The sequence below is a fragment of the Streptomyces sp. NPDC031049 genome (genome assembly GCF_055571015.1).
In genome coordinates this window covers 78,242-94,404 of sequence record NZ_JBVIGC010000009.1, presented here as the reverse complement: position 1 = coordinate 94,404, position 16,163 = coordinate 78,242, and the positions used below count along the sequence as shown (strand labels likewise).

Sequence of the window (16,163 nt, the reverse complement as noted above, 5' to 3'; positions counted from 1 at the left end):
GTGCGGCGACCCCGGAGCCCCCGGGGGGCGGCCCTCCGGTGGTCAGTGGTGCTGTCCGCCGCCGCGGGCGCGCAGCAGGCGGTGGGCGGCCAGTCCGCCGGCGCCCGCGATGAACACACCGCCCGCGACCAGGGCCGGTACGGAGTCGGTGAAGGTGCCGCCCGCCCCGGCCCGCACGCCGTGCGTGTGCGCGGTGGCGGCGCAGGTGTGGTGACGGGACGCCGGCTCGTGGCACGACGGCCCGGCGGGGCAGGGCTCGCCGGGCCGTACGTGGTCGGGGCAGGGCGGCTTGGTGGGGCAGTGTCCGCCCGGCGCGACGGGCTTGTGGCACGACGGCCCCGGCTTGGCGGGGCAGTGCTGCCCCGGCCGTGCCGGGTCGGGGCACGGTTTGCCGCCGCCGGGCCGGGAGACGGTGATCGTCGCGCTCCACGGCTTGCCCTGGCCGCCGGGTGCCGCCGGGCAGGTCCCGTCGACGGTCCACGCGGAGTCGGGGCCGACGGCGTCCGGGTCGCCCTCGAAGTTCTCGGCGGGCGCGATGCGGGCGGTGCCGCGGTAGGCGGGCCCGGCTCCCTTGTCGTCGTTGCCCGGCACCTTGCGCAGCGCGACGGTGCCCTCGTCGAACGCCTGCGAGGTGGCGTCCAGGGTGGCCGGTGCGGGGCCGCCGGTACCCGGGCAGGAGACGGAGACGGTGACGGTGCCGCCGGGCTTGACGGTGGCCGGGCTGACCTCGGCGGCGGGCTCGCCGGTGCCGGCCCGGTGCTCGGGGGCGACCGGCACGGGCGGCTCCGGGCCGGGGGCCGGGGCGGCGAAGGCGGCAGCTGGGGTGGCGAGGGCGGGCGCCGGTGCGAGGAGGCCGGGGGCCGGCGCTGTGAAGGCTTGGGCCGCCGGGGCGGCGAAGGCGGTGGCCGGTGCGGTGAAGGCGGGCACGGCGAGGGCGGGCGCGGCGGACATCCCCAGGGCGGCGCCGGCCAGGAGGGCGGTGGAGAGGGCGCGGGCGGTGCGGCGCATGGGTCTCCTCGGGGTGACGGCGGCGGGGCGCCGCGCCGGCGCCCACGCAGCCATCTCAGCCCGCGTCCGTCGGCGGCGCGCGCGGCCGTGCGCCGTTCGTGGGACGTGGACGGCCGTGCGGGTGAGGAGGAGGTTTGAGGAGGAGGTTCGTGGCGGCCCGGGCGGCACCCGGTCCGGCGTCACGGCGCCGCCGGCCCGCGGGACCGGGTCACCGGCCCGCCCACCGGGTCACCGGAGTACCGGGGCACCGGCCCGTCGGCCGGGTCACCGGGGTACACGGGTGCCGGCCCGTCGGCCGGGTCACGGAGGTACCGGGGTGCCGGCCCGTCGGCCGGGTCACCGGTTCGTGTCGTCCCTCAGGACCTGCTCGCGCACCCGGTGGCAGCAGCGCGTGATCAGCCGGGAGACGTGCATCTGGGAGATGCCGAGCTGCTCGGCGATGCGGCTCTGGGTCATGTCGTCGAAGAAGCGCATGTAGAGGATGGCGCGTTCGCGTTCCGGCAGGGCGGCGAGGCGGTCCTTGACGGCTTCGCGGTCCACGACGGTGTCGAGGGCCGGGTCGGGGGCGCCGAGGGCGTCGCCCAGGGAGTAGCCGTCCTCGCCGCCGGGGAGTTCGGCGTCCAGGGAGAGGGCGGAGAAGCTGTCCAGGGCCTCCAGCCCCGCCCGGACGTCCTCCTCGCTGAGGTCGGCGTGTTCGGCGAGTTCGGCGACGGTGGGCCGGCGGCCGGAGACCGTCTGGGACAGCTCTTGGCTCGCGACGCGGACGCGGTTGCGCAGGTCCTGGACCCGGCGCGGCACGTGCAGGGTCCACATGTGGTCGCGGAAGTGCCGCTTGATCTCCCCGGTGACGGTCGGCACGGCGTAGCTCTCGAAGGCGTGGCCGCGGTCGGGGTCGTAGCGGTCGACGGCCTTGACCAGGCCGAGGGCGGCGACCTGGCGCAGGTCCTCGTAGCTCTCGCCGCGACTGCGGAAGCGGCCGGCGAGCCGCTCGGCCATGGGCAGCCAGGCCTCCACGATCCGGTCGCGCAGGGCGTCGCGCTCGGGGCCGTCGGGAAGCGAGGCGAGTCGCCGGAACGCGTCGGCGGTGTCGGGGGCGTCGTCGTGCGGGTGCTTCGCGCTGACTGTGGTCCGCATGTGCGTCGCAGCTCCCTCGGAGTGCGGGGCCCTGCCGTGGGGCTCCCGGGGCGCGGTCGGCACGGCCGGAGTGCGGGCGGCCGGGGGCGCGGTGCTCCGCGGAATCGTGTGCCGGGCGCCGGGAGAAACGGCACGGCCCGGGGTTCGGGCGGTCACCGTGGAAGCGCGTCCGGTCCGGACAGATCCGGCCGGGGCGGTACCCGCTCCCACGGACGTGCCTTCTGTCCGAAGCACTGTCTTTCCGCCTGCCCCGGGCCGGGCCCCGCAAACACCACCGCCGCGGGATCCCGTGCCGGGCTCGGGGAGTCAGGGCGAGGACGCGGGAGCGCCCGCCGGGCCGGGGGACGGGCCGCGGGCGGGGGCGCCGGACGGCCCGCGGGGAGGGCCCGGGGCGGCCGGGCGCGCGTCGGCCGGGTCGAGGGCGCCGGCTGCCGGGTCGGCCCCCGGCAGCAGCAGGTCCTCGTACCGCCCCAGCGCCAGCACCACGCCGAGCATGAGGACCGGGATGAGCACAGCGAGCACCGCCATGGTCCTGTCCGTCCTTCCCGGGAAGAAGGGATGGGCGTGGGGGGTATGGAAGCGGGTTCCCGGCGAGCGCGGCGCAAACCCGGCGAACCGGCCGGGGCGATTCCGTGTCGCTCTCCGGTGTTCGGGTACGCGGTGCCCACCCCCGAAGGATCTGGAGGGAGACATGCAGCGAGGCAGCGACCGGCTGAGCGTCCACCGCGACGACGAGATGAAGCACGAACTGCAGGGTCTGCTCAAGTCCGGGCACCCCACCCGCACCGAGGAGTGGCACGACCCGGAGCCGACCGCCGACGACGACCCCGAGGTCGCGTACGGTCCGGTCACCCCGGGTCGCGGGCCGTCGTCCCTGGAGACGCTCCGGCTGGAGCTGGCCCGGCACCTGACCCGCGGCGCCTTCCCCGCCGGGCCGCGGGAGCTGGCCCGCGCCCTGCGCCGCGACCACGCCCCCGACTCCGTCGTGGAACGCGTCGAGGGGCTGCCGCACAAGTCGAGCTACGCCACGCTCCAGGAACTGGCCGAGGCGCTGACCCAGGCGGGCGGCCGGGGCGGCGGCTAGCCGCGCGACCAGGAGGCTGTGAGGAGGGCCCCGGCCATGGCCGAGTACGTGAAGGACGTGATGACCCCGGGTGTGGTCGCCGTCCGCCCGGACGCCTCACTGGTCGAGGCGGCGCAGCTGATGCGCTCGCAGAACATCGGTGACGTGGTGGTGGCCGACGGGGAGCGCGTCGTCGGGGTGCTCACCGACCGTGACATCACGGTGCGGGCCGTGGCCGAGGGGATCGACCCGCTCACGGTGGGCGCGCGGTCCGTGTGCACGCCGGACCCGCTGGTGGTCGGCCCGCACGACCGGGTGTCGGACGCGGTCGCGCTGATGCGCGAGCACGCCGTCCGGCGGCTGCCGGTCGTGGAGAACGGGCTGCCGGTGGGGATGCTCAGCCTCGGCGACGTGGCCGAGTCCGAGGACCCCTCCTCGACGCTGGCGGACATCAGCCGGGCGGAGCCCGACACGCCCGGCGCCGGCACGTGAGACGCGCCGGGCGAACACGAACGGAACCGGAAGGAAGGACGTGACACGAGTATGCGTATCGCATTCCTGACCGCACCCGAGGGTGTCGAGCAGGTCGAGCTGACCGAGCCGTGGCAGGCCGCGAAGGACGCCGGTCACGAGCCCGTGCTCGTCTCCACGAAGCCGGGCGAGATCCAGGCGTTCGACCACCTCGACAAGGCGGACACCTTCCCGGTGGACGAGGTGGTGGGCGACACCTCCGCGGACGCGTTCGGCGGGCTGGTCCTGCCCGGCGGGGTGGCCAACCCGGACTTCCTGCGGATGGACGACAAGGCCGTGGGGTTCGTGAAGGACTTCTTCACCCAGGGCCGCCCGGTCGCCGCGATCTGTCACGCGCCCTGGACGCTGGTCGAGGCCGACGTGGTGCGGGACCGGGTGCTGACCTCGTGGCCGAGTCTTCGGACGGACATCCGCAACGCCGGCGGCACCTGGGTCGACGAGCAGGTGAAGGTCTGCGACCACGGGAACAACAAGCTGATCACCAGCCGCAAGCCGGACGATCTGAAGGCGTTCTGCGAGACGTACCTGGCGGAGTTCGGCAAGGCCGGCGGCTGAGCCGGGTCTGAGCGGCCACCGGCACGGCGGGCGCGCCGGACGGACGGGCCGTCGTACGGACCGGCACGCCGGCCGGACGGGCAGGTCGGACGGACGGGCGCGCCGGACGGACGGGCACCCCACGGGACCACGGGTCCGGTGGGGTGCCTTCTCACGTACCAGGGGTGCCGGGCGTCGCCGTCTGGCCGGAGCCGCGTTCGCGGGCGCCCTCCCGGGTGCGTCCGGCGGCGACGGGGCGGCGCGGGTTGCGGCGCAGCCACTCGCCCTCCAGCTGGGCCATGCGTTCGTTGTGGGCGCGCAGCGCGTCGTTGGAGCCGTAGAGCAGCGTGTCGTGGCGGGTGCGGTGGATGGTCTCCAGCTCCTTCATGAGCTGCTGGTCGTCCAGTCGCTCCGGGTCCACTCCGGTCATGGTGCCGTCCCACGTGTCGTGTTCGTTCATGCGGTCCGGGTACCCGCCCCGGAGGAACACCACCCCCGAGCGGCATCCGGGAGGGAAACCATGGATCTCGCCTTTCTGCACCCACTCTACGAACACCCCGGCCCCTGGGCCTCCGTGTACGTCGACCTCTCCCGCCATGCGGAGGACACCGTCCACGCCCGTGAGCTGACGGCCGGCGCGGTGGCCCGGGAGCTGGCGGAGCAGGGCGCCGACGAGGCGACCTGCCGGGCCGTGCAGGAGGCGGTGGACGACCTGCGGCACTCCTCCGACCCGCACGGGCGCGCCCTGTTCGCCCGCGCCGGGCAGGTGGTCCTGGACCCGCCGCTCGCCCGGCCCCCGCAGGGCGGCACCGCCGCGCACTGGGCGCCGCTGCCGCATGTGGCACCGCTGCTGGAGCTGGCCGGCGAGGACCCGGTGTGCGTGGTGGCGTACGTCGACCGCAAGGGCGCCGACTTCGAGCTGCGCAGCGCACTGGGCAGCCAGGACGCGGGCTCGGTGACCGGCCGGCAGTGGCCGGTGCACCGCACCAGCACCGTGGACTGGTCGGAGCGCCACTTCCAGCTGCGGGTGGAGAACACCTGGGAGCACAACGCGGCGGAGATCGCCGACGCGCTCGCCGTGTGCCAGGAGGAGACCCGGGCCGACCTGCTGATCCTGGTGGGCGACGACCGGGAGCGGCGCTCGGTGCACGAGCGGCTGCCCAAGCGGCTCCAGGACCGGGTCGTGGAGGCCTCCCGGGGCTCCGGCAGCCGGCTGCTGGACGACGAGGTGGAGCGGCTGCGCGACGAGCACGTGCGGACGCGCGCCCAGGAGGACCTGGACAGGTTCCTGGCCGCCCGCACACCGGACGGCGAGGGCCGGGCCGCCGCCGTGGAGGGCGTGCCGGCGCTGGTGGAGGCGGCCCGCGAGCACCGCATCGACGAGCTGCTGGTGATCCCGGACGGGCCCGACACGCACCGCGAGGTGTGGATCGGCGAGGACCCGGACCAGCTGGCGATGCGCCGTACGGAGCTGAAGACGCTCGGCGAGCAGCACTCCTGGTCGGCCCGCGCGGACGACGCGCTGCTGCGCTCGGCGGTCATGACCGGCGCCCCGGCGATCTCGGTGGTCCCGGCGCTGCCGGAGGGCGGCGAGGACACGCCGATCGGCGGCCTGGGCGCGCTGCTGCGCTGGAAGTGACGGGACGACGTGGCCGGGGACCGGGCCCGGCCCCGGGCGCGTTGAAGGGCGCCCGGGGCCGCCGTGGGCGGGCGGCGGGTCAGCGTACGCGCTCGACCCGCCGCTCGTCCCACACCGGCCCGGCCGTCTCACGGACCCGGCCGTCGCTGCCGAAGACCAGGTAGCGGTCGAAGGCGCGGGCGAACCAGCGGTCGTGGGTGACCGCGAGGACCGTGCCCTCGAAGGATTCCAGGCCTTCCTGGAGGGCTTCGGCGGACTCCAGGTCGAGGTTGTCGGTCGGCTCGTCCAGGAGCAGGGCGGTGACGCCCTGGAGTTCCAGCAGCAGGATCTGGAAGCGGGCCTGCTGGCCGCCGGAGAGCCGGCCGAAGGTCTGCTCGGCCTGCCGGGTCAGTTCGTAGCGGCGCAGCCGGGACATGGCGGCGCCGCGGTCCTGGGCGTGCTCCCGCCACAGGATGTCCAGCAGGGTGCGGTTCTCGAGTCCGGGGTGCGCGTGGGTCTGCGCGAAGTGGCCGGGCACGACGCGTGCGCCGAGCTTGAAGCGGCCCGTGTGCGCCACGTCGTCGCCGGCGAGCAGGCGCAGGAAGTGGGACTTGCCGGAGCCGTTGGAGCCGAGCACGGCGACCCGTTCGCCGTAGAAGACCTCCAGGTCGAAGGGTTTCATCAGGCCGGTCAGCTCCAGTTGCTCGCAGGTGACGGCGCGGACGCCGGTCCGGCCGCCCTTGAGCCGCATCCGGATGTCCTGCTCGCGGGGCGGCTCCGGGGGCGGCCCGGCCTCCTCGAACTTGCGCAGCCGGGTCTGGGCGGCGCGGTAGCGGGAGGCCATCTCGTCGCTGTTGGCGGCGGCCTGACGGAGGTTCAGCACGAGCTTCTTCAGCTGGGCGTGCTTCTCGTCCCAGCGGCGGCGCAACTCCTCGAAGCGGGCGAAGCGTTCGCGGCGGGCCTCGTGGTAGGTGCCGAAGCCGCCGCCGTGGACCCAGGCGTCGGCGCCGGCCGGGCCCGGTTCCAGGGACACGATGCGTGCGGCGGCGCGGGCGAGGAGTTCACGGTCGTGGGAGACGAACAGCACGGTCTTGCGGGTCTCGGCGAGGCGCTCCTCCAGCCACCGCTTGCCGGGCACGTCCAGGTAGTTGTCGGGCTCGTCCAGCAGCAGCACCTCGTCGGGGCCGCGCAGCAGCGCCTCCAGCACCAGCCGTTTCTGCTCACCTCCGGAGAGCGTGCGCACCTGACGCCACTGCGCGCGTTCGTACGGGACGCCCAGCGCGGCGGTGGTGCACATGTCCCACAGCGTCTCCGCCTCGTAGCCGCGGGCCTCGGCCCAGTCCGCCAGTGCCTGGGCGTAGGCCAGCTGGGCGGCCTCGTCGTCGACGGTGACGAGGGCGTGCTCGGCGGCGTCCACGGCGCGCGCGGCCTCGCGGACCCGCGGCGGCGCCGCGGAGACGAGCAGGTCCCGTACGGTCGTGTCGTCGCGCACGGAGCCGATGAACTGGCGCATCACCCCGAGGCCGCCGCTCACCGAGACGCTGCCGCCGTGGGGGGCGAGTTCGCCGGCGAGCAGCCGCAGCAGCGTGGTCTTGCCGGCGCCGTTGGGTCCGACCAGGGCGACGACGGCCCCCTCGCCCACCCGGAAGGAGACGTCGCCCAGCAGCGTCCTCCCGTCGGGCAGGTGGTACTCCAGGTGCGCTGCTTCGAGGTGGCCCATGGGAGGCGATTGTCTGGGCGTGCCACCGGCGCGGCAAACGGTTTTCCCCGCGGTCGCCGACCGGTCGCTCCGGAAGTACAGGAACCCTGCACGGCGGCCCTCGGGGTGGCGCCCCCGCTCGAAACGGCGTTCACCGGGTAGGCGGGGAGCATGAGCCCCGACGTAGACCTCACCGCGCCGACGCCCGGTCCGCATCCCGTGCGGAACCGGTTTCTCCGGTTCGACCAGCGACTGTTCGAGGCGGTCGCCGCACGGCACTGGCCCGGCGGCGACCGGGTGCTGCCCCGTCTCAGCAACAGCGCCAACCACGGCGTGCTGTGGTTCGCGGTGGCCGCGGCGCTGGCCGCGACCCGCACGCCGCGGGCGCGCCGCGCCGCGGTGCGCGGCATCGCCTCGCTGGGCCTGGCCTCCCTGACCATCAACACCCTGGGCAAGCGCAGCGTCCGCCGCCCCCGGCCGGTGCTGGACCCGGTGCCGCTGGTCCGGCAGCTGAAGCGGCAGCCGGGGACGACGTCGTTCCCGTCCGGGCACGCCGCGTCGGCCGCCGCGTTCGCGACCGGCGTGGCCCTGGAGTCGCCGGCCTGGGGCGCGGCGGTGGCTCCGGTGGCCGGCTCGGTCGCCTGGTCCCGTGTCTACACCGGCGTGCACTTCCCGAGCGACGTGCTGGCCGGTGCGGCGCTCGGTGTGGGTGCGGCGTTCGCCGTGCGCGGGATGGTGCCGACCCGCGCCCAGCTCGTGCCGCCGGCCCGGCCGCGCGCCCGGGTGCCGGCGCTGGTGGAGGGCGAGGGGCTGGTGATGGTGGCCAACATCGCCTCGGGCACCTCGGACCGGGTCCGCGCGCTGTGCGACGCGCTGCCGCGGGCCGAGATCGTCGAGTGCGAGCCGGGCGAGGTGCGCCAGGAGCTGGAGAAGGCGGCGGGCCGGGCCCGGGTGCTCGGCGTGTGCGGCGGCGACGGCACCGTGAACGCCGCCGCCGAGACCGCCCTGCGGTACGGCCTGCCGCTGGCGGTGCTGCCCGGCGGCACGCTGAACCACTTCGCCTACGACCTCGGCGTGGAGGACGTGCGGGACCTGAGCCGGGCCCTGGAGCAGGGCGAGGGCGTGCGGGTGGACGTGGGCCGGTTCGTCTCCGGGCGGCAGCGCGGGATCTTCCTGAACACCTTCAGTCTCGGGGTGTACCCGGAGCTGGTGCGCGAGCGGGAGCGCTGGGCGCCCCGGATCGGCGGCTGGCCGGCCGGGGTGCTCGCGGCGGTGCGGGTGCTGCGCGCCGACCGGCATCCGCTGGAGGCCGAGGTGCGGGGCCGCCGGCGCCCGCTGTGGATGCTGTTCGCGGGCAACGGCACGTACCACCGCATGGGGCTGGCGCCCGGACGCCGGCTCGACCTGGCGGACGGGCAGCTCGACGTGCGGGTGGTGCACGGCGGCCGGCGCCCGGCGCTGCGGCTGCTGTCGGCGGCCCTCGCCGGTCCGCTGACCCGCTCTCCCGCTCACGCGGCGGTGCAGGTGGCCCGGCTGCGCCTGTCCGGTGTCGCGCCGGGCACGCTCATGGCGTACGACGGCGAGGTCACCGAGACCGAGGGCGACCTGACCCTGGAGAAGCTGCCGGAGGCGCTCGCGGTGTACCGGCCGCTGCCGGGCGGCGGGCCGCTCTCCCGGCCGCCGCTGACCTGACCGGCACCTCCGTCCACATCCTGGAACGCTGGTCTCAACATCCGACACACGCGCGTACGGTGATCACGTCACCGCGCGGGTCCCTCCCGGGCGCCGCACGGTGACGTTTCCGCGTTCCGGAGAGGGGACCAGCCATGCCGAAGCCCGAGGACACCGCCGTCTACACGCACGGGCACCACGAGTCCGTGCTCCGCTCGCACACCTGGCGCACCGCCGCCAACTCCGCCGGCTACCTGCTCGGCTCCCTGCGCCCGCACATGCGGATCCTGGACGTCGGCTGCGGCCCGGGCACCATCACCGCGGACCTGGCCGAGCTGGTGCCGGACGGTCATGTCACGGGCGTCGACCGCGCGCCGGAGATCCTTCAGCGGGCCCGGGCCACCGCCGCCGGGCGGGGCCTGGCCAACGTCGACTTCGCGGTCGCCGACGTGCACGCCCTGGACTACCCGGACGACACCTTCTGCGTGGTCCACGCCCACCAGGTGCTCCAGCACGTGGGGGACCCGGTGCGGGCGCTGCGCGAGCTGCGGCGGGTGACCCGCCCCGGCGGTCTCGTCGCCGTGCGCGACGCGGACTACGCGGCCATGACCTGGTACCCCGCCTCCCCGGGGCTGGACGCCTGGCTGGACCTGTACCGGCGGGTCGCCCGCGCCAACGGCGGCGAACCGGACGCCGGCCGGCGGCTGAGGTCCTGGGCGCTGCGGGCGGGCCTGACGGACATCACGGCGACCTCCGGCACCTGGACCTTCGCCACACCGGAGGAACGGCGGTGGTGGAGCGGGCTGTGGGCGGACCGCACCCTGGCGTCCGCCTACGCCGGGCGGGCCACCGGCGGCGGCCATGCGACGGCGGAGGACCTGCGGGCCGTCGCGGCGGCCTGGCGGGAATGGGGCGAGCGGGAGGACGGCTGGTTCACCGTGCTGCACGGAGAAATTCTCTGCCGGAAAGAAGCCTGATCGCCGATTCCTGGGACATCAGTACGGCAGGAGGTTCACACTATGGTTCCACTTCTGCTCGTATTGCTTCTGGCAGTGATTCTCTTCGGTGCCGGATTCGCCGTGAAGGTGCTCTGGTGGATCGCCCTGGCGGTCCTGGTGCTGTGGCTCCTCGGCTTCCTGGCGCGCGGCACGACCGCGAGCGGCGGCCGGGGGCGCTGGTACCGGTGGTGAGGTGCTGCCCCGGGAGGCTCACTCCCGGGGCAGCAGCGGTCCGAGCGGCCCGAGGTCCAGGTTCAGGTCCTCGGGCCGCAGTCCGTAGCGCTCGCGCAGCTCGGTCATGCGGTCCTCGAGCAGCATCAGGGTGAGCCCGACGCGCTCCTCCTGGTCCTCGGTCAGGTCGCCCTCGTCGAAGCGGCGCAGCGCCTGGCGCTCCATGAGCTGGCGCAGCAGCTCGACGACGGTCAGCACGAGCTTGATCAGGTCCCGCTCCACGGTGTCGGGCTCGAGGTCGATGCGCCGACGGCGGTCGGCGGCGGCGTCCGGCCGGTGGTCGGACCCGGGTTCGGGTGCGGGGCGGGGTTCGGGTTCGGGTGCGGTCACGTCAGTCATCCCAGGGCGAGGGCACGTTGCGGTTGACCGAGCTGATCAGCGCGTTGAGGTCGATGCGGACCAGGTCGACGTCCGCGATGCGCAGCGTGATGTCCCCCGTGATGACCACACCGCCGGCCAGCAGCCGGTCGAGCAGGTCCACCAGGGCGATCTCCCGGCGTTCGACGACCGTCACGGCCCCTCCCCCTCGGCCACGTCCTCGGTTTCCTTTCCGGCCCCTTCCTCACCGGCGAACGAATAGGCCGCCCAGGGCCCGGTGAGTTCCACTCGAATTCCCGGCGCGTCGTCCTTCGTCCGGTCCACCATTTCCACGAATTCCTCGGAGGCGTTCCGCGGAACCAAATAGGCGGCATTGAGAACGTTCCGTCCGGCGGCGCCGGAGAGCGCGGGATTCTGCGGCGCGTGCAGCCGGGCGCCGTCCGCCCGCACGGACAGCGTCTCGTGCAGCCGGGACGCGAACTCCTCGGCCCGGGTCCACAGGTCCTCGTGCGCCCGGGTCTGCATGCGCCGCTGCCGCAGATAGTCCCGGCCCGACGTGGGCTTCTCCGCCGGCCGCTCCGCGGAGCCCTCCGCCGCGTCCTGCCCGGCGTCCGTCTCGACGAACACCTTGACGCCCCACTCCACGCGGCCGTCCAGCCGCTCCAGGGTGCGCCGGAAGTCGTCCTCGCGCTGCTCCATCATCACGCGGACGCCGCTGTCGTCCCGGAAGACGGTGGCCAGCCGCAGCGGGAGCGGCGTGGTGACGACGGTGAGCGCGTCGACGACCTGCTGGTGGGCGCGGGCGGTCGCGGCCAGCCAGTCGAGATCCTCCAGGTGCGCCCTGAGCGCCTCCTCGCCGAAGTCCGGCTCGGGGACGTGGCTGACGACGGCGACCAGCCCGTGGTGGTGCAGCAGCCGGGGCGGGTCGCCCGCGACTCCCGTCAGCTGCGACTGGAGGGCCGCGCCGAAGGGGCGGCAGACGGCGTACACGTACCGCAGTCCTGTCATGGGGCCTCTTCCCTCGGCACTTCTCCGGGTGTTTCCCTCGGTACTCCCCTGGGTGCCTCTCGCTGCACTTCCCTCGGCGCGCGGCCCGTCTCCAGTTCGGCCAGGCGCTCACGCAGCTCGGCGTTCTCCCGGGCCAGCTCCTTGTGCCTGGCGTTCGAGGAGAGCGCCGGGTCGCTCTCCCACCAGTCGATGCCCATCTCCTTGGCCTTGTCGACGGAGGCGACGACGAGCCGCAGCTTGATGGTGAGCAGCTCGATGTCGAGCAGGTTGATCTTGATGTCGCCCGCGATGACGACACCCTTGTCGAGCACCCGCTCCAGGATGTCGGCGAGGTTGGCGCTCTGCCCCTGTCCGTAGGGCTCGGGCAGCCGGCGGGGCGTCGTCATCGGCGACTCCCGGACTCGGCGTACTCGTCCTCGTCACGGTGGACGTCGACGGCCCGCTCCTCGTCGTACTCCCCTTCGTACTCCGCGCCGGGACCTTCGTCGTCCTCGTACTCGGGTTCGTCCTCGTACCCGGGTTCGCCCTCGTCCTCGTACTCCTCGTCGGCCTCGTCCTCGTACTCGTCCCCGGGCTCCTCCTCGTACTCCTCCCCCGGCTCCTCGCGGGCCTCTCCCTGCTCCCGCTGCGCCTCCTGCTCCTCCTGCTCCTGGCGTTCCTCCTCCGCGACCGCGTCCTCGTGGCTGCGGACGACCTCGCCGTCGCGGATCTCCCCGCGCCAGCCGTCCTCCGCCTCGCCCTTGAACGTGATGAAGCGGACGTAGTTCTTGAGGTCGAGCCGGGCCCGGCGGCCCTGGGCGCGCCAGATGTTGCCGGTCTTCTCGAAGAGGCCCGAGGGGTAGTACTCGATGACCAGCAGGACGCGAGTGAGGCTGTCGGCGAGCCGGTGGAAGCTGACGACGCCCTTGGTCGTGCCCTTGGCGCCCTCCGAGGTCCAGGAGATCCGGTCGTCGGGCACCTGCTCGGTGGTCGTCGCCTTCCAGCTGCGGTTGGACCACCAGACCTTCATCTGCCAGTCGGACGAGGTGTCGTCGGCACGGTTCGCGCTCTTGACGCCCTTGGCGAAGGTGCTGAAGTCCTGGTACTGGGTCCACTGGTCGTACGCGGTGCGCAGCGGCACACCCACGTCGACGTACTCGATGATCACGGTCGGCTTCTGGCCGGAGCCGCCCTTGCGCTTGCCCTTGCCGCCGCCGAGGTTCTTGAACGCGCCGACGACGTTCTCCTTGGCCCGGCCGGCACCGACCTCCAGCGCCGTGCGCAGCGGCCCCTTGCCCTCGGCGAGCTTGCGGCCGCCGTCCCGGGCGAGTTCGGCGAAGCCGGGGCTGTTGCCCTCGGCGATGTCGTTCAGTCTGACGGTCGCCTCGCCGAGCTTGCGGCCCGCGCCGGTCAGCAGGCGCTGGGCCTGCGCCGCGAGGTAGTCCTGCACCTCCGCCTTCAGCCGCTCGGCCGCCTCGCTGCGGGCCACGTCGCCGAGCGGGTTCTTCTTCGCGGCGCCGCCCGCCGCGGAGGCCGCGGAACCGACGGTCCCGGTCATCGCTCACCACCGCCCTTCGGCAGTCCGGAGCGGGCTCCCCGGGCCTCGCTCGCCTTCTTGCCGGCCGCCTTCTTCGCCGGCTGCGACGTCTTCGCCGCCGCCTTCCCGGCCGGGGCCTTCTTGGCAGGCGCCTTCTTCGCGGGGGCCTTCTTCGCGGGGGCCTTCTTCGCGGGGGCCTTCTTGGCAGGCGCCTTCTTCGCGGGCGCCTTCTTCACCGCCGCCCCGGGCGCCCCGTCCTCGTCCCGCTCGTCGTACGCGTCGTGGCTCTCCCGTTCGCCGCGGCCGTCCTCGCGGTCGTCACGGTCGTCCTCGTCGTCCCGGTCCGCGGCGCGTCCGCCGGCCTCCCCGCCCTCGGCGTCGCCGGTGTCCCCGGAGCCGGCGCCCGGTGCCCGGGACACCACGCCGGAGAGCTGGTCGCGGACCTGGGCGGTGCGCCCGTGCAGCCGGTCGGCGAGCGCGTCGATCTGCCGCTCGACCATGGCGCCCGAGGCCGCCTTGCCGACGCCCTGAAGGTCCGTGCGCAGCTGGTCGCCGACCTCCTTGAGCTGCGGATTGTTCTGCAACTGGGTGTTGACCAGCTCCGCTATGCCCCGCGGGGTCAGGTTGAGCTTCTTGCCGGCCACCATCGAGCCGACGGCCACCGCGAACTTGAGTTTCTTCGTGCGCCCCAGCAGATATCCGGCCCCTACCGCGAGGCCCAGTCCCACTCGATTCATCGTGCCGTCCCGTCACCCCATGCCGCGCTGTCGCGCGAAGCGATCTCCAGCCGGTCCAGGAGTTCGTCCTCCTGCCGGTCGAATTCCTCCTCCGTGATCTCCCCGGCCTCCAACCGCTCCTCCAGGCGGGCGAGTTCGGCCCGGATCGTGGCCGGGTCGTAGTAGATCCGCTCGGCCTCCTGGAGCACCTGCCTGATGGCCCAGGCGCTGCCGCGCACCGGTGCGAACGGCAGCAGCAGCACCTCGGAGAGCAGTCCCACGGATCTCACCCCGCCCCGGCGTCCACACCGCCGGCCGCGGTGGCCGCGGGCTCGGCGGGGCCGGGCTCGACGAAGCTGTACGGCGGCAGCGGACCGTTGACCCGTACCTCCAGGTGCGGCATGTCCCGGCGGGCCCGTTCGACGGCGGCCAGGAACCGCTCGGCCGACCCGCGGTCCACCAGGAACGACACGTTGGCCAGCCAGCCCGTGGACTCCGGACCGACGCTCACCGCGTCGGCCTCGCCCTCCAGCGCGCCCCGGAGCGCCTCGGCGTCCTCGGCCTCCTTGTCCTTGACCGCGCCGGCCACCATCTCGCCGAGCCGGATCTTGTCCTCGTAGCTCCCGCCGCCCGCCTGCCGGTTGGCCTCGGCGAGGGCGCGGATCTCCGGCGTCTCGGCCATCACGTGGTGGAGGACGGCCTCCTCGACGTGGTTGGCCTTGACGTTGTACTCGACCCGGCCGTCCAGCGCCCGCAGCCGCTCCCGGTAGTGCTCGGCGCGCTCGGCGAGCACACCGGTGACCGCCTGGTCGTCGGGGGCGACGCTGCCGAACCGCATCGGCAGCACGCAGGCGGCGGCGCCCGCCTCCCCGATCACGTTCTGGTGGGCGAGCAGATCCCTGCGCTTGGGGCGCAGGCCCTCGGGGGCGTCGCTGACGATGGCCGCCAGCTCGCCCTCCTTCAGGACCCGGACCCGGCACGGCGGGTCGCCGACGCCGTCCATGCCCTCGGGGAGCGCGGGGTGGGTGCTCGCCGTGATGCCGTAGACGTACGTGCTCACTCCTGCTCCTCCTTCCGGCGCGCGGTCGTGGTCCTGCGGGCCCGCGGACGCGGCTCGCGCTCACGCTCGGAGCCTTCGTCCCGGGCCTGCTGGAAGGCGTCGGAGATGGTCTGGGCGGCGCCGGACAGCGCCCCCTTGGACTTGCCGCGGGCGCCGGACTCGGTCATCTCCCCGACCAGGTCGGGCAGGCCCGGGTCCTTGCGCGGCCCGGCCTCCAGGTCGAGCCGGTTGCACGCCTCGGCGAAGCGCAGATAGGTGTCGACACTGGCGACGACGACACGCACGTCGATCTTCAGGATCTCGATCCCGACCAGGGACACGCGCACGAATGCGTCGATGACGAGCCCCCTGTCCAGAACAAGCTCAAGCACGTCGTAGAGGCCGCTGCTGCCGCCTCCGCCGCCGGTCTGTTGTGCCGGTACGACAGTCATCCCGGCTGTTCCTCCCTGTTGGTGGGTTGTCCGTGGGTTCGTTCGCGGGTTCGTTCGTGGCTGTTCTCGGGTTGCTCTCGGGTTGTTCGTGGGCTGTTCGTGGCTTCGGTGTGCGGTGGAGGTCCGTACGGGCGGCCTAGCGGCCGCCGGGCCCGCGTGCGTCGGACCGGCCGCGCTCGTAGCGACGGACGCGGCGGTAGCCGGTGAGCTGCCCCTGGGCGTCGAGTTCCACCTGGTAGCTCGCCAGCAGGCTCATGGTGTCGGGCACGCGTTCCAGCTCGAGCACCTCGACCTCCAGCGCCCAGCCCTCCTCCGTCTGCTCGAAGGACGACACGGACTCGGCCTCCATGCCGGTCAGCTCCGCGAGCTGGCTGCGCGCCTGGCGCAGCACCTCGACGGGGCTCGGCCGGCGGTCTGCCGTGGCGTCGTCGGCGGACGTGTCGGGCGCGTCGGATGTGTCGGTGAAGTTGTCCGTGGAGTTGTCCGTGGAGTTGTCCGTGCTGCTACGGGACTTCTGTGACTCCCGGGGCTTCTGCGAGTTCTGTGAAGCCCGGGAACCTGACGTGTCTTTCGTGTTCGACATGGCCACCTCCCCGTCCGTGTGGCCGCAAAGGTGTTGGCCAAACC

At 74.1% G+C, this 16,163-nt stretch carries 22 protein-coding genes; 7 read left to right on the top strand and 15 right to left on the bottom strand.

Features of this window, described 5'->3' with window-relative positions; genetic code table 11:
- Positions 1-42 precede the first annotated feature (42 nt).
- The 3 genes from ACZ45Q_RS17185 to ACZ45Q_RS17175 form a co-directional block, all read right to left on the bottom strand.
- Positions 43-1,008, bottom strand: coding sequence for a hypothetical protein (locus ACZ45Q_RS17185; protein ID WP_468261389.1), 966 nt, complete (start codon positions 1,006-1,008; stop codon positions 43-45).
- Between the two features lie 336 nt (positions 1,009-1,344).
- Entirely contained in the window at positions 1,345-2,142 is a 798-nt protein-coding gene (locus ACZ45Q_RS17180) for an RNA polymerase sigma factor SigF (protein WP_468261386.1), read from the bottom strand.
- A 306-nt stretch (positions 2,143-2,448) separates the two neighbouring features.
- Complete coding sequence (locus tag ACZ45Q_RS17175; protein ID WP_468261384.1) at positions 2,449-2,670, bottom strand: hypothetical protein; 222 nt, start codon at positions 2,668-2,670, stop codon at positions 2,449-2,451.
- 163 nt (positions 2,671-2,833) lie between these two features.
- On the opposite strand from ACZ45Q_RS17175, the gene ACZ45Q_RS17170 reads away from it, so the two are divergent.
- From ACZ45Q_RS17170 to ACZ45Q_RS17160, 3 genes are read left to right on the top strand one after another with little or no spacing between them, the layout of a single operon-like run.
- Complete coding sequence (locus tag ACZ45Q_RS17170; protein ID WP_468261381.1) at positions 2,834-3,226, top strand: DUF2795 domain-containing protein; 393 nt, start codon at positions 2,834-2,836, stop codon at positions 3,224-3,226.
- 36 nt (positions 3,227-3,262) lie between these two features.
- A complete protein-coding gene (locus tag ACZ45Q_RS17165; protein ID WP_468261378.1) occupies positions 3,263-3,697 on the top strand; it encodes a CBS domain-containing protein in 435 nt (144 codons plus the stop codon).
- Positions 3,698-3,748: 51 nt separating this feature from the next.
- Positions 3,749-4,291, top strand: coding sequence for a type 1 glutamine amidotransferase domain-containing protein (locus ACZ45Q_RS17160; RefSeq protein ID WP_468261375.1), 543 nt, complete (start codon positions 3,749-3,751; stop codon positions 4,289-4,291).
- Positions 4,292-4,442: 151 nt separating this feature from the next.
- Here ACZ45Q_RS17160 and ACZ45Q_RS17155 read toward each other — a convergent pair whose 3' ends face one another.
- Positions 4,443-4,730 (bottom strand): DUF6158 family protein, encoded by a 288-nt coding sequence (locus ACZ45Q_RS17155; RefSeq protein WP_468261372.1) that lies wholly within the window; start codon positions 4,728-4,730, stop codon positions 4,443-4,445.
- A 60-nt stretch (positions 4,731-4,790) separates the two neighbouring features.
- Here ACZ45Q_RS17155 and ACZ45Q_RS17150 point away from each other — a divergent pair, with 60 nt between their 5' ends.
- Positions 4,791-5,909 (top strand): baeRF2 domain-containing protein, encoded by a 1,119-nt coding sequence (locus tag ACZ45Q_RS17150; protein ID WP_468261370.1) that lies wholly within the window; start codon positions 4,791-4,793, stop codon positions 5,907-5,909.
- Between the two features lie 79 nt (positions 5,910-5,988).
- Here ACZ45Q_RS17150 and ACZ45Q_RS17145 read toward each other — a convergent pair whose 3' ends face one another.
- On the bottom strand, positions 5,989-7,608 hold the full coding sequence (locus tag ACZ45Q_RS17145; RefSeq protein ID WP_468261367.1) for an ABC-F family ATP-binding cassette domain-containing protein: 1,620 nt from the start codon (positions 7,606-7,608) through the stop codon (positions 5,989-5,991).
- 150 nt (positions 7,609-7,758) lie between these two features.
- Here ACZ45Q_RS17145 and ACZ45Q_RS17140 point away from each other — a divergent pair, with 150 nt between their 5' ends.
- The 3 genes from ACZ45Q_RS17140 (at position 7,759) to ACZ45Q_RS17130 (ending at position 10,448) form a co-directional block, all read left to right on the top strand.
- The gene (locus ACZ45Q_RS17140) at positions 7,759-9,279 is read left to right on the top strand and encodes a phosphatase PAP2 family protein (RefSeq protein WP_468261364.1); all 1,521 of its coding nucleotides are present in this window, start codon (positions 7,759-7,761) and stop codon (positions 9,277-9,279) included.
- 134 nt (positions 9,280-9,413) lie between these two features.
- Positions 9,414-10,235: a class I SAM-dependent methyltransferase gene (locus ACZ45Q_RS17135; RefSeq protein WP_468261362.1), complete on the top strand. Its 822-nt coding sequence runs from the start codon at positions 9,414-9,416 to the stop codon at positions 10,233-10,235.
- Positions 10,236-10,277: 42 nt separating this feature from the next.
- Positions 10,278-10,448, top strand: coding sequence for a hydrophobic protein (locus ACZ45Q_RS17130; RefSeq protein WP_468261359.1), 171 nt, complete (start codon positions 10,278-10,280; stop codon positions 10,446-10,448).
- 18 nt (positions 10,449-10,466) lie between these two features.
- Here ACZ45Q_RS17130 and ACZ45Q_RS17125 read toward each other — a convergent pair whose 3' ends face one another.
- From ACZ45Q_RS17125 to ACZ45Q_RS17080, 10 genes are all read right to left on the bottom strand, one after another.
- The gene (locus ACZ45Q_RS17125; protein ID WP_468261809.1) at positions 10,467-10,730 is read right to left on the bottom strand and encodes a gas vesicle protein K; all 264 of its coding nucleotides are present in this window, start codon (positions 10,728-10,730) and stop codon (positions 10,467-10,469) included.
- A gap of 88 nt (positions 10,731-10,818) precedes the next feature.
- Positions 10,819-11,001 carry a gas vesicle protein gene (locus tag ACZ45Q_RS17120; protein ID WP_468261357.1) on the bottom strand — a complete coding sequence of 61 codons (183 nt, stop codon included), beginning with the start codon at positions 10,999-11,001 and terminating at the stop codon, positions 10,819-10,821.
- Positions 10,998-11,813 (bottom strand): GvpL/GvpF family gas vesicle protein, encoded by an 816-nt coding sequence (locus tag ACZ45Q_RS17115; RefSeq protein WP_468261355.1) that lies wholly within the window; start codon positions 11,811-11,813, stop codon positions 10,998-11,000. Before ACZ45Q_RS17115 ends, ACZ45Q_RS17120 begins: the two co-directional genes overlap by 4 nt.
- The gene (locus ACZ45Q_RS17110) at positions 11,810-12,199 is read right to left on the bottom strand and encodes a gas vesicle protein (RefSeq protein ID WP_468261353.1); all 390 of its coding nucleotides are present in this window, start codon (positions 12,197-12,199) and stop codon (positions 11,810-11,812) included. Before ACZ45Q_RS17110 ends, ACZ45Q_RS17115 begins: the two co-directional genes overlap by 4 nt.
- Complete coding sequence (locus ACZ45Q_RS17105) at positions 12,196-13,350, bottom strand: SRPBCC family protein (RefSeq protein WP_468261350.1); 1,155 nt, start codon at positions 13,348-13,350, stop codon at positions 12,196-12,198. Before ACZ45Q_RS17105 ends, ACZ45Q_RS17110 begins: the two co-directional genes overlap by 4 nt.
- The gene (locus tag ACZ45Q_RS17100) at positions 13,347-14,066 is read right to left on the bottom strand and encodes a DNA primase (protein WP_468261347.1); all 720 of its coding nucleotides are present in this window, start codon (positions 14,064-14,066) and stop codon (positions 13,347-13,349) included. Before ACZ45Q_RS17100 ends, ACZ45Q_RS17105 begins: the two co-directional genes overlap by 4 nt.
- A complete protein-coding gene (locus ACZ45Q_RS17095; RefSeq protein ID WP_468261344.1) occupies positions 14,063-14,326 on the bottom strand; it encodes a gas vesicle protein GvpG in 264 nt (87 codons plus the stop codon). The genes ACZ45Q_RS17100 and ACZ45Q_RS17095 overlap by 4 nt, the downstream gene beginning before the upstream one ends.
- A gap of 5 nt (positions 14,327-14,331) precedes the next feature.
- Positions 14,332-15,105, bottom strand: coding sequence for a GvpL/GvpF family gas vesicle protein (locus ACZ45Q_RS17090; RefSeq protein WP_468261341.1), 774 nt, complete (start codon positions 15,103-15,105; stop codon positions 14,332-14,334).
- A complete protein-coding gene (locus tag ACZ45Q_RS17085; RefSeq protein ID WP_468261338.1) occupies positions 15,102-15,536 on the bottom strand; it encodes a gas vesicle structural protein GvpA in 435 nt (144 codons plus the stop codon). Before ACZ45Q_RS17085 ends, ACZ45Q_RS17090 begins: the two co-directional genes overlap by 4 nt.
- A 136-nt stretch (positions 15,537-15,672) precedes the next feature.
- Entirely contained in the window at positions 15,673-16,119 is a 447-nt protein-coding gene (locus ACZ45Q_RS17080) for a gas vesicle protein GvpO (protein WP_468261336.1), read from the bottom strand.
- Positions 16,120-16,163: the final 44 nt, after the last annotated feature.

Excerpts from the sequence above, each read along its gene's own strand:
- ACZ45Q_RS17185 (WP_468261389.1), bottom strand. The coding sequence starts at position 1,008 with ATGCGCCGCACCGCCCGCGCCCTCTCCACCGCCCTCCTGGCCGGCGCC.
- ACZ45Q_RS17180 (WP_468261386.1), bottom strand. The coding sequence starts at position 2,142 with ATGCGGACCACAGTCAGCGCGAAGCACCCGCACGACGACGCCCCCGAC.
- ACZ45Q_RS17175 (WP_468261384.1), bottom strand. The coding sequence starts at position 2,670 with ATGGCGGTGCTCGCTGTGCTCATCCCGGTCCTCATGCTCGGCGTGGTG.
- ACZ45Q_RS17170 (WP_468261381.1), top strand. The coding sequence starts at position 2,834 with ATGCAGCGAGGCAGCGACCGGCTGAGCGTCCACCGCGACGACGAGATG.
- ACZ45Q_RS17165 (WP_468261378.1), top strand. The coding sequence starts at position 3,263 with ATGGCCGAGTACGTGAAGGACGTGATGACCCCGGGTGTGGTCGCCGTC.
- ACZ45Q_RS17160 (WP_468261375.1), top strand. The coding sequence starts at position 3,749 with ATGCGTATCGCATTCCTGACCGCACCCGAGGGTGTCGAGCAGGTCGAG.
- ACZ45Q_RS17155 (WP_468261372.1), bottom strand. The coding sequence starts at position 4,730 with ATGAACGAACACGACACGTGGGACGGCACCATGACCGGAGTGGACCCG.
- ACZ45Q_RS17150 (WP_468261370.1), top strand. The coding sequence starts at position 4,791 with ATGGATCTCGCCTTTCTGCACCCACTCTACGAACACCCCGGCCCCTGG.
- ACZ45Q_RS17145 (WP_468261367.1), bottom strand. The coding sequence starts at position 7,608 with ATGGGCCACCTCGAAGCAGCGCACCTGGAGTACCACCTGCCCGACGGG.
- ACZ45Q_RS17140 (WP_468261364.1), top strand. The coding sequence starts at position 7,759 with ATGAGCCCCGACGTAGACCTCACCGCGCCGACGCCCGGTCCGCATCCC.
- ACZ45Q_RS17135 (WP_468261362.1), top strand. The coding sequence starts at position 9,414 with ATGCCGAAGCCCGAGGACACCGCCGTCTACACGCACGGGCACCACGAG.
- ACZ45Q_RS17130 (WP_468261359.1), top strand. The coding sequence starts at position 10,278 with ATGGTTCCACTTCTGCTCGTATTGCTTCTGGCAGTGATTCTCTTCGGT.
- ACZ45Q_RS17115 (WP_468261355.1), bottom strand. The coding sequence starts at position 11,813 with ATGACAGGACTGCGGTACGTGTACGCCGTCTGCCGCCCCTTCGGCGCG.
- ACZ45Q_RS17110 (WP_468261353.1), bottom strand. The coding sequence starts at position 12,199 with ATGACGACGCCCCGCCGGCTGCCCGAGCCCTACGGACAGGGGCAGAGC.
- ACZ45Q_RS17105 (WP_468261350.1), bottom strand. The coding sequence starts at position 13,350 with ATGACCGGGACCGTCGGTTCCGCGGCCTCCGCGGCGGGCGGCGCCGCG.
- ACZ45Q_RS17100 (WP_468261347.1), bottom strand. The coding sequence starts at position 14,066 with ATGAATCGAGTGGGACTGGGCCTCGCGGTAGGGGCCGGATATCTGCTG.
- ACZ45Q_RS17085 (WP_468261338.1), bottom strand. The coding sequence starts at position 15,536 with ATGACTGTCGTACCGGCACAACAGACCGGCGGCGGAGGCGGCAGCAGC.
- ACZ45Q_RS17080 (WP_468261336.1), bottom strand. The coding sequence starts at position 16,119 with ATGTCGAACACGAAAGACACGTCAGGTTCCCGGGCTTCACAGAACTCG.